At 68.8% G+C, this 16,154-nt stretch carries 13 protein-coding genes; 8 read left to right on the plus strand and 5 right to left on the minus strand.

Annotation, left to right across the window (positions count from 1 at the left end):
* Positions 1-29: 29 nt before the first annotated feature.
* A complete protein-coding gene (locus RS84_RS03280) occupies positions 30-377 on the minus strand; it encodes a hypothetical protein (RefSeq protein WP_045256319.1) in 348 nt (115 codons plus the stop codon).
* Positions 378-454: 77 nt separating this feature from the next.
* On the opposite strand from RS84_RS03280, the gene RS84_RS03285 reads away from it, so the two are divergent.
* Both RS84_RS03285 and RS84_RS03290 read left to right on the plus strand, forming a co-directional pair.
* Entirely contained in the window at positions 455-787 is a 333-nt protein-coding gene (locus RS84_RS03285; RefSeq protein WP_045256320.1) for a hypothetical protein, read from the plus strand.
* Between the two features lie 70 nt (positions 788-857).
* Positions 858-1,421: an FHA domain-containing protein gene (locus RS84_RS03290; protein ID WP_235281371.1), complete on the plus strand. Its 564-nt coding sequence runs from the start codon at positions 858-860 to the stop codon at positions 1,419-1,421.
* Here the strand turns inward: RS84_RS03290 and RS84_RS03295 are convergent.
* Positions 1,394-2,071, minus strand: coding sequence for a DUF6766 family protein (locus RS84_RS03295; protein ID WP_045256321.1), 678 nt, complete (start codon positions 2,069-2,071; stop codon positions 1,394-1,396). The genes RS84_RS03290 and RS84_RS03295 overlap by 28 nt on opposite strands.
* Before the next feature lie 277 nt (positions 2,072-2,348).
* Here RS84_RS03295 and RS84_RS03300 point away from each other — a divergent pair, with 277 nt between their 5' ends.
* Complete coding sequence (locus RS84_RS03300; RefSeq protein WP_045256322.1) at positions 2,349-2,762, plus strand: CBS domain-containing protein; 414 nt, start codon at positions 2,349-2,351, stop codon at positions 2,760-2,762.
* 8 nt (positions 2,763-2,770) lie between these two features.
* Positions 2,771-3,376 carry a CinA family protein gene (locus RS84_RS18860; RefSeq protein ID WP_200891957.1) on the plus strand — a complete coding sequence of 202 codons (606 nt, stop codon included), beginning with the start codon at positions 2,771-2,773 and terminating at the stop codon, positions 3,374-3,376.
* Here RS84_RS18860 and RS84_RS03305 read toward each other — a convergent pair.
* On the minus strand, positions 3,262-4,341 hold the full coding sequence (locus RS84_RS03305) for an alcohol dehydrogenase catalytic domain-containing protein (RefSeq protein ID WP_045256323.1): 1,080 nt from the start codon (positions 4,339-4,341) through the stop codon (positions 3,262-3,264). The genes RS84_RS18860 and RS84_RS03305 overlap by 115 nt on opposite strands.
* Positions 4,342-4,838: 497 nt before the next feature.
* Complete coding sequence (locus RS84_RS03310; RefSeq protein ID WP_045256324.1) at positions 4,839-5,981, minus strand: sensor histidine kinase; 1,143 nt, start codon at positions 5,979-5,981, stop codon at positions 4,839-4,841.
* Positions 5,982-6,212: 231 nt separating this feature from the next.
* Here RS84_RS03310 and RS84_RS03315 point away from each other — a divergent pair, with 231 nt between their 5' ends.
* Positions 6,213-6,866, plus strand: coding sequence for a response regulator (locus RS84_RS03315; protein WP_045256325.1), 654 nt, complete (start codon positions 6,213-6,215; stop codon positions 6,864-6,866).
* A 118-nt stretch (positions 6,867-6,984) separates the two neighbouring features.
* Here RS84_RS03315 and RS84_RS03320 read toward each other — a convergent pair whose 3' ends face one another.
* Positions 6,985-12,516, minus strand: coding sequence for a DUF11 domain-containing protein (locus RS84_RS03320; protein WP_045256326.1), 5,532 nt, complete (start codon positions 12,514-12,516; stop codon positions 6,985-6,987).
* A gap of 167 nt (positions 12,517-12,683) precedes the next feature.
* Here RS84_RS03320 and RS84_RS03325 point away from each other — a divergent pair, with 167 nt between their 5' ends.
* The 3 genes from RS84_RS03325 (at position 12,684) to RS84_RS03335 (ending at position 16,115) form a co-directional block, all read left to right on the plus strand.
* Positions 12,684-13,964: a M18 family aminopeptidase gene (locus RS84_RS03325; protein ID WP_045256327.1), complete on the plus strand. Its 1,281-nt coding sequence runs from the start codon at positions 12,684-12,686 to the stop codon at positions 13,962-13,964.
* 136 nt (positions 13,965-14,100) lie between these two features.
* Positions 14,101-15,552: a purine-cytosine permease family protein gene (locus tag RS84_RS03330; protein ID WP_045256328.1), complete on the plus strand. Its 1,452-nt coding sequence runs from the start codon at positions 14,101-14,103 to the stop codon at positions 15,550-15,552.
* Positions 15,549-16,115, plus strand: a complete 567-nt coding sequence (locus RS84_RS03335; protein ID WP_045256329.1) for a cysteine hydrolase family protein — start codon at positions 15,549-15,551, stop codon at positions 16,113-16,115. The genes RS84_RS03330 and RS84_RS03335 overlap by 4 nt, the downstream gene beginning before the upstream one ends.
* The last annotated feature ends 39 nt before the right edge of the window (positions 16,116-16,154 follow it).

A 16,154-nucleotide genomic window follows, 5' to 3' on the forward strand; every position in this document is an offset into this window, starting at 1 on the left:
TGACAGCCCCGTTCAGGTGTCAGGCTCGATCAGACCGGCGGCGTGACCGGCACGTCTCCCGCACCGGGAGTCTCGCCCGCCTCCGGCGGCTCGGGAACCAGGTACAGCCCGCTGGGTGCGTTCGCTGTGAAGGCGAGCGCTTCGATCCATGCGCGGTTGATCGCCGGCTGGCGGCTGCCGAAGTACTTGAAGACCAGGGCGCTGCCCGGCTGGATCCATACGGTCGTCCGTCCGCCGCCCACGCTCGCGTCCTCGCGCCAGCTGAACGGGAACGGCTCGCCTCGGCGGAGCTTCGCCGTGATCACGAGCTGGAGGTGAGTGAGCGCTCGATCCTCGATCTCCGTCTTCACACCGTCTTCGTAGATGAATTTGCCCATCGAGAGCGCTCCTTCTGGCTTGCTGTCAGTCCGGATGGGACTGTCGAAATCTTCCCCCTATGCGTAGCGTATTCGGTATGGGCCTGCTCTATTACGACGACTCCGAAGAACCGGTCTGCATCGACGATCTGGCGCTCGCTCATCTCAAGGTGGTCATCGCCACCAAGCTGCGTCGAAATGAGAGCTTCACGCTGTCATGGCAGCACCCGGACGGCAGCCCCCAGGGCCGCTCCACGCTGTGGCTGCATCCGGCGATCCCGCTGCGATTCATCTTCGACGAGCCGACGCCGCCGCCTCTGCAGCAAGAGTGGATCACCGCGATGGCCAACTCCGCGAACTCGAGCGGCGGGATCACGATTCCGGCATCCGACATGCTCCCCGGCGGGGCGACGGCGACTCAACCGGTCTGAAGTCAACCCCCTCTGCCGTGCGGCCGCCCCGATCTAGGCTCGGGATCCCGACACGAGGAGGCTGCTTTCCATGGACGGACGCTACATCGACGAACGCCCCGACGAGGGGTACAACCCGACCACCACGCACGCGGAATGGGGCGCAGGCTCTCCCCGCCTCCGCCTGACCCGTGACGATGAGCGCGCCGAGTTCGCGCTCGACGCGGACCTGGTGCGCATCGGCTCAGCCGCCGACAACGAGCTGAGGCTGGCCGACACCGATCCGGTGCACGCCACCATCACGCACGACGACCGCGACGAGTACGTTCTCGAGCTGCATGGCGAGGGAGAGATGAACGCCAGCGCCGGCGTCGCTGCGACGCACGGCGAGGATCGCACCGAGACTCTCCGCACGGGAGCGCGGTTCACGGTGGGTCCGTGGACCCTCGTGTTCGCTCGCGACGAGTTCGCCGACCACGGCCGACCCTTCGGGGGCCGGCAGGGAGGCGAATACTCCGACCAGCCGATGCAGCCGCCCCGCCCCGACTACTCCGACGATGAGCGGGCAGTTGCCGAATCAGGAACCGACGTCCCGGTCGAGACGTCGACCGGGACCGACCCCGTGCGTCACTCGGACTCCAGCGCCGACACGTGATGGGGCACGCCCACCGGCTTCGACTCCGCTGAGCCCCGCTGGCGGAGGTAGATCGAGAAGGCCACCATGCTGCCGACGGCGAGGAACTCGGACTGCCAGTTCTGCAGCGTGCGATCCCAGAAGTCGGGTGAGACGACATAGTCCAGCCAGGTGATCGCGGCCGTTCCGTGCATCGCGTTCTCCTCGTTCATGACGACGAGACCCCCGAGCGACTGGGCGAGCCACGACAGCAGGAAGATCGCACCCATCACGATGAGCAGCGAGTTGCCGTAGACCACCGTGCGCCATCCCCCGACCCGCGCCCACCGCGGTGAGCGCGGGTCGGCGTGGGCGCCGATCCGCTGGTCGGCATCGTCGCCCGGACCTTCATCGCCCGGCTTCTTCGATTCGGGCGATCCGCGCTGAACCAGCCAGATGGTCGCGGCGATGAACAGGAAGAACTGCAGAAACTCAGACTGCCAGTTCTCTGCCACGTCGACCAGGAAATCCGACGAGGTGACGAATTCGCCGAAGCCGATCGCCGGCATGCCGTGGTCGAGGAGCTCGGAGTTGTTGCGGAAGAAGCCGGCGATCGACTGCCCCGCCAATGCCAGAGCGAAGAGTGCGAGGAAGAACAGGCTGAGCCCGTTGTCGCGCAGTGCCCGTCGCATGCTCACCGCCCGCTCAACGGCACGAGGATCATGGCGGCGAGCCCCACGATGATGATGGTCATCCAGGTCCAGAACATCGACCGCATCCCCGCGGTCTCCTCATCTACGGGCATGCTGCCCCTCCCTTCCGTGCATCAGCATCATGGCGGAGGAGTGGGATGCGTGCCAAGGGGCTTGACGAGCGCTCCTGGGGTTTGTCAATCCCCCTCCTGCGCGCCGTGAGTGCGCCTATCGTCGCCGTCACGGAACTAAGACACGCAACCAGTTAGGAAGACCCATGACCACTGCAGCCGAGATCATGACGCCGAGCCCTCGTTGCATCGGTGTGAACGACTCGCTCCGCATCGCGGCATCCGTGATGGCCGACCTCGATGTCGGCGCCCTCCCGATCTGCGGAGAGGACAGCAAGCTCAAGGGCATGCTGACCGATCGAGATATCGTGGTGCGCGGCATCGCGATGGGGATGGATCCGGAGACCACGCCCGCGGGCGCTCTCGCACAGGGAAAGCCTGTGACGGTGGCCGCCGACGACGACGTGCGAGTGGCGCTCGACCTGATGCAGGAGCACCAGGTGCGCCGGCTTCCCGTCATCCAGGATCGTCTTCTCGTGGGCATCGTCAGCCAGGCCGACATCGCCCTGTCTCTGTCCGCTTCCACCACGGGCAAGACCGTCGAGAGCATCTCGCGCTGAGCGCCGGTATGGAAGAGGTTCATCGCCTGAGCGAGATCGCACGCGAAAGGGGTCTTCGTGTGTGCGTCGTCGAGTCGCTCACCTCCGGCCGGCTCGCCGCAGCAGTCGGGGCGGGAGAAGACGCGTCGACCTGGTTCGCGGGCGGCGTCGTCGCGTATCTCACAGACGTGAAGGAGCGCCTTCTCGGCCTCACACCGGGCACCGACCCCTGCTCAGCGACGTGCGCCCAGCAGATCGCGGAGGGCGGTCTCTCGCTCTTCGACGCTGACGTATGCGTCTCGACGACGGGCGTCGGCGGCCCGGGGCCTGAAGGAGGACATCCCGCAGGAACCGTCTTTCTCGGCTGGGCGACACGACAGGGAACGGGGCACCGGGCTCTCAGCCTCCTCGGCGACCCCGAGCAGGTCATCGACGATGCGTCCGACGCCGCGCTGCGGCTTCTCCTCTTCCACGCTGAGACGGTTCGCCCGGCCGGTCCCCTGCGTACACCGCCGGAGGGTCAGCCCGGTACCAGCCCGATCCTCAGCGGGGCGCCTGGGGCGGATGCTGCGGCGAGCGCATCATCGAGTTCGGTCAGCGGGCGCACCGCGCCGACCGCGTCGGCGAACGGGTAGGCGCGCCCGCGCCCGGAGAGGAAGGCGATCGCCTCGGCCAGTTCAGGGCCTGTGCAGTCGTGCACGCCCGCGATCGTGACGAGCCCCTGCACGATCCTCTCCGCGTCGACCGGCACGGGCTCCGCCGCGCACGCTCTGCCCACGAGGACCACTGTGCCCCCGACCGCGACACCGGCGATCGCCTCGGCCACGGCCTGCCCGGAGGCCTCGAACACGAGGTCAGGATCTCGGGCGATGCCGGTCGCGCCGAATCGGGCGGCCAGGGCGCGCCGTGCGGGGTTCGGATCGAGCACCTCCACCGACGCCCCGTACTCGGCGGCGATCGCCGCGATCGACAGGCCGACCAGGTCCGCGCCGTGGATGCGCACCGCAGCGCCGTCCAGGCTGCGGCGGGCGCGGGCGACGGCCGCCCAGGCCGTCGCCGTCGCGCACGATGCGGGAGCGAGAACGGATGCCGGGAGCGTCTCGGGCACCCGCACGATCGTGGTGCCCGCGCGCAGCTGCACGTGGCTTCCGAAGCATCCGGTGAGATCGCCATGCCCGCCGATCCGGTCATGGCCGTACCTGCCGAGCGTCCGGCACCTCTGCGTGAGGCCCGCCGAGCACCGATCGCATGACCGGCACGAGATCGTGACAGACCATACGACCCGATCGCCGATCCGCAACGGCGTGCCGGCGGCGTCGAGCACCCCTCCATCGCCGATCGCGATCACCCGTCCGACGCTCTCATGACCGAGCACGAGCGGCACGGGAGCCTCGACCCTCCCCTGCGCGGTGTGAACGTCGGAGCTGCAGATCGTCGACATCTCCACCGCGACGAGGGCGTCTCCGTCGCCGAGAGCGACTCCCGGCACGGCGATCATCTCGTGCGAGTGACCCTCTCCGATCCAGACCATAGCCATGGCTGCAGGTCGCAGCACGACGTCGCGGCGGTGCCCGGGCGGGCGGACCAGCACAGTGCCCATGACCGCTCGCTCAGGCCAGGGCCACGACGGGCAGCGGGTCGCCAGCGGCGAGGTCGCCGCACCGGGCGGTGGCGTCGGCGGTGACGGAGAGGTCGCGGCGCTTCATCGGAGCCCTTTCATGGATGTGGGGATGGATCCACGACGACTCTCTCAAGGGAATGCGGGGTGACCGCGCGCGACTCGGAAGAGTTCAGCGTCCGTTCACCCGAGGTTCCGCACGCTTCGCGGTTCGTCTCGGCGGCGTCACATGAAGACACAGGATCGACCACGGGAACGGGTCTGACCGCACGAGCGGCCTCACGGAGAAAGAGGCCCGAACACAGAAACGCGATCGCGAGCGCAGTGGTTCAGAAGCCTTAGAAGATCGCGCTCGCGATCGCAGCGCTGGGGACGCTTTTCTGGGGAGATCCCAGATTACGAGCGCCGCCCGGTCGATCAGTAGTGCCAAACGGCGAAAGTCATATGGACTTTCGTCTAGATCTTGTTTCCGGCTCTGATCAGGACATCGGAAGTCTAGCGTGCACCCGCCAGGCCCCGCCGTCGGCTCCGGCGTGGAACTCGCCGCTCGCGCCGATCACGCGCTCGGCCATGCGCGTGAGGCCAGTGCCGCTCGAGGGCAGATCCCGTCGCGGCGTGGCAGGAAGAGGACTGCGGATCGTGAGGGTGGCCGCGTCGTCGTCGACCTCCAAACGCATCTCGACCTGGCCGGGGCCGGCGTGCTTGAGGATGTTGGTCGCCGACTCCCGGACGATGCGTGCGAACACGATCTCGGCGACACGCGGGATCCGCTCGTCGCGTGGATCACCATCCACTATGACCGGGTGCCCCGCGGCTTTGATCTCGTGCTCCGCCTCGTCGATCGCCGCGTCGAGGTCGCCGGTCGGCATTCCCGACGACCGAGGCCCGTCGTCGGCGAGCTCGATCACGAAACGCAGATCGGCCATGGCCTTCCGGGCTGCGACACGGATAGCCTCCTGCGACTCCGCGCTCGCCGTCGGATCGTCCAGCATCTGCACGTGCAGCGCCACGACCGTGAGGTGGTGGGCGATGCTGTCGTGCAGTTCGCCGGCGATCCATCGCCGCTCGGCGAGGACCGCCTGACGTTCCTGCTCTGCGCTCTCGGCGAGCCGCTGCTCCAGGCGCCGCCCCCGGGCGGCTGCGAGCCGGAGCGCGAACCCGATGGCTCCGGACACCGCAGCGAGAATGAGATGGATGCCGATGTTGACCGGCACACGTGTGTCTCCGTACGCGATGATCGCGGAGGAGACCAGGAACACCCCGGCGTACGACAGGATCAGCGAGGTCCAGCCGAGCCTGAGGACGAGCCCAGCCGCGAAGGCGGCTGCGGTGAGCACCTGGGTCTCGGTCCCTGTGAGAAAAGAGAGGGCGAATATCAGCCCCAACGCGACAGTCGCCAACAAGGGCGACCAGAGATACAAGGCGAACGCGGCGGTCGACGCCACGCTCACGAGCACGGCGCCCGGCTCCACGCCTGCGGCGAAGAAGCTGCTTCCGAGGTCGAGAGCGATCACGATCCCGATGATCACCAGGACGACGATGCGTTCGACGACGCCGAGCTTCTCTCCGTGACTCAGCCGAAGTATGCCGGCGTCTTCACGGGTTGACTGGTCGAAGGCCACTCTTCAGTATCTCCTTTTCGCCAGTTATTCTTAGCGATAGACACCGAAGAAGTATCCAACCTGCTGCCAGAAAGTCATAGCTTTTCACCTCCCAAGTGGGGTTGTTCGTCTAGGTATCTATTGATCTTCTCGGTTGGCAGATTTCCGCACATCTGCCTCGTGGCCAGACCTCGCTAGCCAAAGGTCTAGATCTGCCCCCGACCTCGGGGCGAGCGCCGTTAGTCTTTCCCCATGCCCGAAATCCGCGTGCTCATCGTCGACGATGACCCTCTCGTGCGTTCCGCGCTCGCGCACTTCGTCGCTCGAGACCCCGAGATCACGGTGATCGGCCACGCGGAGGACGGATACGAGGCGATCGACTTCATCGAGCGCGACCGCCCTGACGTCGTGATGATGGACGTGCAGATGCCGGGAATGAACGGCATCGAGGCCACGGCCGCGATCGTCGAGCGCTGGCCGGACGTGCGGGTGCTCGCCGTCACCACCCTCGACGGCAGCGACACTGTCCTGCCGATGCTGAGTGCCGGAGCATCCGGCTACCTGCTCAAGGACTCGAGCGCCGAGAGCATCGTGACGGGCGTCCGCGAGGTGCACAGCGGCGCGAGCTCGCTGTCTCCGCGCATCGCGTCGCTTCTGGTCAAGCACGTGCGCAGCACCGAGCCCGCAGGAGGCGGGGCCGAACTCGAGGCGCTCACGGATCGTGAGACCGAGGTTCTCGAACGCCTCGCCCAGGGCATGTCGAACGCCGAGATCGCGCAGTCGCTCATCGTCTCCGAGGGCACGGTCAAGGCACACCTCGGCCGCATCATGTCGAAGTGGCAGGTGCGCGACCGCGTGCAGATCCTGGTCGCCGCCGCGCACGCGGGCCTCGTCGACTTCCGCTGACCGGGCACCAGGGCGAGAGCGCGAGCGGCGCGAGAGCGAGCCACCCGGTCCATCGACGTGAACGCGACGGCTCCCGGTGCGATCCGCACCGGGAGCCGTCGATCAGGGGTCTCAGCCGTCAGGCCGCCGCCTCCCGGCGCCGCATCCGGGCCACGAGGAGCACCAGGCCGCCGATCGCCAGCAGCGCGAGCGCCCAGCCGAGTCCGGTGACGATGCCGCCGGTGGTCGCGAGCACCTGAAGGTCGACGGATGCCGTCGCCGCCGCAGTCACCGTGACCGCTCCGGCCGATCCGCTCACCGTCGCCACGTTCACGACCTTGCCCGCGGCGACGTCGGCCGCCGTGAGCACGTATGCGATCGGGCCGCAGTCCGCCGCCGCACCAGGAGCGAGATCCGCGATGTCGCAGTCGATCGCGCCCCCGAGCATCGGATCGGAGATCACGACGCCGGAGAGCGTGCGGACTCCCGTGTTCGTGACGGTGAAACGGAACTTCACGGTGTCGCCGGCGTTGATCCTGCCATTGCCGTCGACGTCGGCGTAGTCGCCGCCGGTCTTGGTCAGCGCGATCGCAGGCTGCGCCTCGATCGGCGTCACCACCGTGTCCTCCGCCGTGGGCGGGATCTCGCCCGTGCCGGTGCCGGTGGTGATGGCGGTGTTCACGATCTCGCCCGCATCGATCTCCGCCTGCGTCAGCATGGCCGGATCGCCCGCGCACACGGTGGAGTCGCCGGGGGCGAGTTCCGTGGCATCGCACACGATGTCGCCGGTCAGACGCGGGTCGGACACCGAGATGCCCGTGAGCGTCGTGGTCCCGATGTTCGAGACCGTGAACGTGTAGGCGATCGTGTCGCCGGCATCCGTGCGTCCGCTGCCGTTCGCATCGACGATCGCGGCCGCCGACTTCAGCAGCGAGAGACGGTCGGTGCCGGCGACCCGGACATCCGCCTCGGCTCCTGCGTCAGCGGAGCCGCTCCAGGACTCTCCCTCGACCGTCGCCGTGTTGTGCACGGTGCCTGCGTCGACGTCGGCCTGCGTCAGCTCATAGGCGATCGGGCCGCACTGCGCCTCCTGGCCGGGCTGGAGCTCGAGACCTTCGAGTGCCGGGCAGTCGATGTCTCCGCCGAGCAGCGGGTCGTTCAGCACGATGTCGCGCAGGACGGTCGTGCCCGTGTTCCTGATCGTGAACGAGTAAGGCACGGTGTCACCCGCGCCGACCATCCCGTCGGCGCCGGGGTCTGCGAAGCCGGGCGTCTTGGTCAGCGCGATCGCCGTGGTGCCGACGAACAGCACCTCCGCCGAGCCGTCGTCGCTGACCTCGCCGATCGGGCTGTCCGCGGTCGCGGTGGCGATGTTCGGGCGTCGCTCCGCCTCGATGTCCGCCTGCGTGAGGGCGTAGGTGAACGGGCCGCAGTCTGCACTGGCACCGGGAACGAGCTCGGCGATCGTGCACAGCGCGGTGGCGCCGAGGAGCGGATCGGTCACCGTGACGTCGGTCAGAGTCGTGTTCCCGGAGTTGTTCACCGTGAACGAGTAGTCGATCGTGTCGCCGGCGCCGATGAAGCCGTCGCCGTTCGCGTCGGTCACCTGACCTGCCGTCTTGGTGAGTTCGATGCCTGCGGTCTGATCGATGTCGGCCGAGGCCGACGCCGTGTCCTCCACGAAGCGGTTGTCGGGTCCCTGAGCGATGGTCGAGGCGGTGTTGCGCACCACGCCGTTGTCGATGTCGGCCTGTGTGAGCGTGTACGGCACGGGGTCGCACGTCACAGACTCACCGGGCTCCAGCAGGACCCCGTCGAGCGCGGTGCAGGTCACGGGGCCGCCCAGCATCGGGTCGTCGATCTGCCCGTTGTGCAGCGTCGTCGTCCCGGTGTTGATGAGCGCGAACGTGTACTGGATCGTGTCGCCCGCGTTCACCTGGTTGTCGGCGTTGACGTCGACGACGGTGCTCGGCGTCTTGGTGAGGCTGACGCTGTTCACGCTCGGGACGGTCACGTTCGCCTCGGCGCCGTCGGTCGCGGTGCCCTGCGGGGACTGACCGGTGACGGACGCCTCGTTGTGCACGGTGCCGTTGTCGAGGTCCTGCTGCGTGAGGGTGTAGGTCACCGGCGCGCAGGTCACCTCGGCACCAGGAGCGAGCGGGGCCGCGAGGGCCGGGCAGGTCACGGCGCCGCCGAGCAGCGGATCCGTGATCTGCGCGCTCGTGAACGTGACGTCTCCGGTATTGCGCACCGTGAACGTGTAGGCCACGGTGTCACCCGCGTCGATCCGGCCGTTGCCGTTCGCGTCGGCAGGAGCCGCTGCGGACTTCACGAGCTCGATGCGCGGGGTCCCGGCGACCGGGACGACGCTGGTCGAGGTGTTGTCGGAGGGGTCAGGGTCCGGCGTGGTCGAGGTGACGGTCGCGGTGTTCGACAGCTGCGTGTCCGCCGTGGCCGGGTCGACCGTGCCCGTGACGGTCGCGGTGAAGGTCGCACCGACGGCGAGAGTGCCGACGGAGCAGCCGAGCTGACCCGCCGTCACGGTGCAGCCCGCGGTCGGGGTCGTGGGGTTCAGCAGCGCCGCCGGCAGCGGGTCGGAGACCGTGACGGCGGATGCCGGGCTCGGCCCGTTGTTGGTCACCACGATCGTGTACGTGATCGGCGCGTTCAGCTGCGCCGGGTTCGCTGATGCCGTCTTCACGATCGACAGGTCGGCAGACGGCGTGCCCTCGACGGTCGAGGTGCTCGTGTTGTCGGACGGGTCGGGATCGGGCGTCTGCGAGGTGCCGGTGGCGGTGTTCGCCACGGTGCCGGTGGCCACGACGCGCGCGGTCACCGTGAGGGTGGCGGACTCGCCCGGCAGCAGCGTCCCGACGGTCCACCGCGCGTCCGCAGCCGACCACGTGCCCACGGACGGCGTCGCGCCCGTGATGATGAGTCCGGGCCCTGCTGCGTCATCGACGACGACACCCGCAGCGGTGGACGGGCCGTCGTTGCGCACGGTGACGACGAAGCTCGCCTCGCCCTCGAGCGGGACGCTCGGGGTGCTGGTGGTCTTCGTCACGACGATGTCGGCGCTCGGAGTCAAGGGCTTGTCGACCGTCGACGTGTTGTCGGAGGGGTCGGGATCGGGCGTCGGCGAGGTCACCGTGGCGGTGTTGGTCAGAGTTCCCGTCGCGCTCGCGGCGAGGGTGCCCTCGATGCGGATCTGCACCGACTGGCCGACTGCGAGGTCTCCGACCGCGCAGGTCAGCGTGCTGCCGGCGAGCGTGCAGCCTGCCGGCGTCGTGCCGAGCGTGAAGCCGGCGGGAAGCGTGTCCGTCGCCGTGACGCCGCGTGCGACCGAGGGGCCGCCGTTCGCGATCGTGAGCGTGTAGCCGAATGCCCCGCCGGGCACGGCGGTGGCGTCGGCCGTCTTGACCACGCTGATGTCGGCGCTCTGGACGACCTCGACATCGGCGGAGTCGGAGTTGTTCGCGGGGTCGGAGTCCTCGGCGGGCGATGCGACGGATGCCGTGTTCGTCACGGTTCCGGCGGGGGCGTCAGCGGCGACCAGCGCCTGCACCGTGACGGTGCTCGATGCACCCTCCGCGAGCGTGGGCCAGGTGCAGGTGACATCGGTCGACGTCGTGGTGCAGCTGCCCGAGGTGGCCGCGGCGGTGACGACGGTGAGACCGGTGGGCAGTGCGTCCTTGAGGACGGCGTTCACGGCATCCGAGGTGCCGTTGTTGGTCACCACGATCGTGTAGGTGACAGTGCCGCCGGCGGCTACCTGCGCGGGAGAGGCCGTCTTGGTCAGGGCCAGGTCGGCGATGATGGTCGGGTTGAAGCTCGTCGAGTCGACGTTGTTGCTCGGATCGGGGTCGGGAGTGGTGCTCGTCACGCTGGCCGAGTTCTGCACGACCGCGTTCGCACCGGAGGCGAGCGCGACGGTCACCGTGATCGTGGTCGTCGCTCCTGGTGCGAGCGTGCCGACCAGGCATCCCAGCGTCTGCCCCGTCATCGCGCAGGAGCCCTGCTGCGCCGTCGCGCTGACGAAGGTCGTCGCAGGGTCGAGCGGGTCGGTCACGCGCACGTCACGCGCCTCGGAGGGGCCGTCGTTGTGGACCGTGAGCGTGTAGGTCAGGTTCTGACCCGCCACGGGCGATGCCGGCGCGAAGGTCTTCACGATCGAGACGTCGGCCTCGGCGGTGAGCGTGCCGGAGGCGGAAGCGGTGTTGTTCGAGAGGTTCGGGTCGGTGAGCGTGCCCGACACGGAGGCCGTGTTGGTGAGCGCTGCGCCTGGGCTCATCGAGGCGGACACGGTGCCGGTGACGGTGATCGTCGTGCTCGCGCCGACCGCGAGCGATCCGATAGCACAGCTGATCGTCGCTCCGGTGGTGCAGGTGCCCTGCGCCGGGGTGACCTGAGTCACCGAGTATCCGGAGGGCACGGCGTCCGTCACGGACACGCCTGTCGCCGCCTGCGGGCCGTTGTTGGTCACGGTGATCGCGAAGGTGGCGGACTCACCCACTACGAGAGGCGAGGTGTTCAGCGTCTTCGTGATCGCGAGATCCGCAGCGGCGTTCACCGGCGTCTGCACCTCGTTGCTGGTGGACGTGCGGTCCTGGTTCGCCACGCCGTCGCGGAAGGCGACGTTCGCCTCGTTGAGGACGGTCGTCGCCGCCGCGGAGACGTTGACCTTCGCATCGAAGGTGTAGCTCGTGCTCGCGCCGACGCCGATCGAGCCGCCGGCCGTGGCCGTGCCGTTGTCGCCCAGGCGCACGCGCAGCGTGCGGGTCCCCGACGTGAACTCTCCGCGGTCGTCACCCGATGCGTCGGTGAGCGCACCGGCGCCGGCGCCGCTGACGATCTTGATCGAGCCGGGCACGAAGTCGATGCCGCTGGCGAGCTGATCAGTCGACGCGGCCGCGGTGGCCGGGTTGCCGCCGTTGTTGACGGTCGTCACCGTGTAGCGCAGAACGTCGCCGACCTCGGCCGTCGTCCCGCCGCGGGTGAGGTTCGTCACGCTCTTCGTCGTGACGAGGCAGGGCCCGGTGCCGAACGTGATGTCGTCGAGGAAGTTCCCCACCGAGTTGTTGCCGGAACCGGCGCTCACGGCCTGGAAGCCGAAGCGCGTGATGGTCTGGCCGGCGGGGACCGTGTAGGTGCCGGAGTGCGAGCCCCACGCGGCGGTGGTATCGGAGAGGTTCGAGCCGCTCTGCACGAGCGTGCCGCCCGGGACGCCGATCATGACGCGCATGACGTCGGTGCCGACGCGTGCACGATGCTTGAGCGACCAGGCGAGGGTCTGTCCGGGAGTCGTCGCGACGTCCTGGTAGAGCATGCTCGCGCTGTTGGCGTTGAGCTCGGCGAACTGGCGCCCCTGCGGCGCCGTGACGCCTTGGAAGCCGCTCGACCAGATCTCGATCTGGTTCGCACTGTCGTCGGTGGACCAGCCGGGCACCTGCGCCTCGGGGATCAGCCGATACGTCGCATTGCCGATCGCGGGCGACTCGAACGTGCCATTGGTGAGCGAGACCGCTCCCTGGCACTGCGTCGGATTCTGTGCGGCCGACGCCGGAGCCGGTGCGGCGACCTCGGTCACCACCGTCAGACCCGCCGCGAGCAGCAGAGCCGAGGTGACCCCGGCGACGGTGCGACGAAGGCGCGATTGAGCGTACGCGGACATGCGTTCCCCTTGTTTCTCCCCGGAAGCTCCCCGCGCCGCTCGGCACGGCGCACTTCCCCGGTCCGACCCTATCGGAGGGCTTGTCACTGGTCCCCCCTCCCGCGACGGACGTTGTCGGACCGAGACCCGATTACGATCGGAGATGCACGCTCGCAGGAAGGCCAGTCATGCCCCTCACCCCGACCGCACTCGCCCATGCTGACGACCTCGCGGACTTCGTCGCCGCCTCCCCGTCGAGTTATCACGCCGCCGCGGAGGTCGCGCGGAGACTCGAGGCGACCGGATTCCGGCGGCTTGAAGAGGGTGAAGCCTGGGAGATCTCCTCAGGAGGACGCTACGTGGTGGTCCGCGACGGGGCGGCGATCGCCTGGACCGTGCCCGCGGATGCCACGGCCATCACGCCCGCGCACATCCTCGGTGCGCACACCGACTCCCCCGGCTTCAAGCTCAAGCCGCAGCCGACGACCGGCTCCTCCGGCTGGCTGCAGGCCGCGGTCGAGGTCTACGGCGGCCCCCTCCTGAACTCCTGGCTCGACCGGGAGCTGCGCCTGGCCGGACGTCTGGCCCTGTCAGACGGGCGCGTGGTGCTCGCCGACACCGGCGCGCTTCTGCGCCTGCCGCAGCTCGCCGTGCACCTCGACCGCGAGGCGAACACGGGCCTCGCGCTCGACAAGCAGTTCCAGACCCAGCCGGTGTGGGGACTGGGAGACCCGACGCAGAACGACATCCTCGCCGAGCTCGCCGTGTCAGCAGGAGTGTCGGCGTCTGACATCCGAGGCTACGACGTCGTGATCGCCGATTCGGCGCGCGGTGAGGTGTTCGGCAAGGACGGCGCATTCTTTGCCTCCGGCCGGCTCGACGACCTCGCCTCCGTGCACGCCGGCGTGGTGGCGCTCGCTTCGCACCAGACGGAGTCCGGCCCGATCGCCGTGCTCGCGGCCTTCGACCACGAGGAGCTCGGCTCCGGCTCCCGCTCGGGAGCCGGAGGGCCGTTCCTCGAGGACGTGCTGGAGCGCGTGTACGCCGGGCTCGGCGCCGACTCCTCGACGCGCCGTCGGGCTTACTCCTCGTCGTGGTGCCTGTCGAGCGACGTCGGCCACTCCGTGCATCCGAACTACGCGGCCAAGCACGACCCGGTCGTGCACCCCGTGCTCGGCTCCGGCCCCATCCTCAAGCTCAACGCGAATCAGCGCTATGCGACGGATGCCATAGGCGGAGCCGCCTGGAGCGCCTGGTGCGACGCCGCAGGCGTGCGGGCGCAGGAGTTCGTCTCCCACAACAACGTGCCGTGCGGCTCGACCATCGGCCCGATCACGGCGACGCGCCTCGGCATCCGCACGGTCGATGTCGGCATCCCGATCCTGTCGATGCACTCCGCTCGAGAGCTCGCCGGTGTCTCCGACCTGCACGACCTGGCACGCGTGGCGGGAGCGTTCTTCGCCGGCTGAGCCGGTCCCGACGCCCTCCCCCGCCTCGGTGCGAAAAGTCGGAGTTCTTGACGACACGCCGCGCGACCGGCGTCCGGAGGCGGCGTGTCCGCGTGAGACTCCGACTTTTCGCGCGGGGAGCGAGGAGGATGTCGTCATGAGCGACAAGATTGCGGCGGGCCCCGCTCTCATCGAGCGTGCCGGCATCGACATCATCCCCGAATCCGACCGCGGCGCGAAGCCCCGCGATCTCTTCTGGCCGTGGTTCGCGGCGAACGTGTCGGTGTTCGGCATGTCCTACGGCTCGTTCGTGCTCGGCTTCGGCGTCTCCCTGTGGCAGGCGACCGTCGTGTCGGTGATCGGCATCGTCGTGTCGTTCTTCCTGTGCGGGCTGATCGCGATCGCCGGCAAGCGCGGATCCGCACCCACCATGGTGCTGTCCCGCGCGGCGTTCGGCGTACAGGGTCAGAAGCTGCCAGGCATCGTGTCGTGGCTGACCTCGATCGGATGGGAGACCTCGCTCGCGATCACGGCCGTGCTCGCGACCGGCACGATCCTGCGCACGCTCGGCTGGGTGAACGGTGACGACGACACCGCGGTCAAGATCATCGCGACGATCGCGGTCGCCGTGCTGATCGTCGGTGCGTCGGTGCTGGGTTACCACACGATCATGAAGCTGCAGTCGGTGCTGACCTGGCTGACCGGGGCCATGACCGTGCTGTTCCTGATCTTCACCTTCGACGCCATCGACTGGACGACCGCGTTCTCACGTCCCGACGGCACGTTCGCCCAGACCGTCGGAGCTCTCGTCATGGTCATGACGGGATTCGGGCTCGGATGGATCAACATCGCAGCCGACTGGTCGCGATATCAGAAGCGCACGGCATCCGACGCCCAGATCGTCGCATGGAACACGATCGGCGGTTCGGTCGCTCCCGTGATCCTCGTCTTCTTCGGCCTGCTGCTCGCGGCATCCGATGACGATCTCGCGGCAGCCGTCGGCGGCGACCCGATCGGCGCCCTGGCGACCCTGCTGCCGCCGTGGCTGCTGTTCCCGTTCCTGGTCGTCGCCATCCTCACGCTCGTATCGGGAGCCGTGCTCGGCATCTACTCCTCCGGGCTCACTCTGCTGAGCCTCGGCATCCGCATCGCCCGCCCTGCCGCCGCAGCGGTCGACGGCGTGATCCTCACGACCGGCACGATCTTCGTGGTGTTCTTCGCGACGAGCTTCATCGGGCCGTTCCAGTCGTTCCTCATCACGCTCGGTGTGCCGATGGCGTCGTGGGCAGGCATCCTGATCGCCGACATCCTCCGCCGCCGCACGGACTACGACGAGGCCGCGCTCTTCGACTCGCGCGGACGATACGGCGCCGTCGACGCGCTCTCGATCGGCACCATGCTCGTCGCCACGGCGATCGGCTGGGGCTTCGTCATGAACCAGATCCCCGGTACGCCATGGAACGACTGGCAGGGCTACTTCCTCGACCTGCTCGGCTGGCGCGACGACTGGGGATACGCGAACCTCGGCGTGCTCTTCGCGCTCGTGCTGTCGTTCCTCGTGACCTGGTTCGGCCGGGCCGGCACAATCCGCCGGCAGGAGCAGGTGTGACCGCGGAGCCGGAGCGAGACGAAGAGTGGCTGGTCGTGATCGATCCGCAGAACATCTTCGCCTCCCCCGACTCGGCCTGGGGGTCGCCGTTCTTCACTGAGGCGATGCCTCGCATCAGGGCGCTGGCGGATGCGTTCGGCGAGCGCGTGCTGGTGACGAGATGGATGCCGACGGCCGACCGCTCGACCTCATGGGGCGAGTACTTCGCCGCCTGGCCGTTCGCGGATCGGCCGGCGACTGATCCGCTGTACGACCTCGTCTCCGATGCCGTCGACCTGTCACCGCTTCCGAGTCTCGATCTGCCGACCTTCGGGAAGTGGGGACCCGAGATCGAGGCGGTCGTCGGCCGCGGAGCGCACGTCGTGCTCGCGGGCGTCTCGACCGACTGCTGCGTGCTGTCTACAGCGCTGGCGGCGGCCGATGCCGGGGCCCGCGTCACGATCGCCGCCGATGCCTGCGCGGGGTCGACCGCGGAGAACCACGCGGCTGCGCTGCACGTCATGGGTCTGTACCCGCCGCAGATCACCATCGGCGATGCGGCAGGCATCCTCGCCGCGCTCTGATCGCAGGTTCCCCGCGCGAACGGGAATACTGCCACACTG

The sequence above is a fragment of the Microbacterium hydrocarbonoxydans genome (assembly GCF_000956475.1).
Lineage (GTDB): Bacteria > Actinomycetota > Actinomycetes > Actinomycetales > Microbacteriaceae > Microbacterium > Microbacterium hydrocarbonoxydans_A.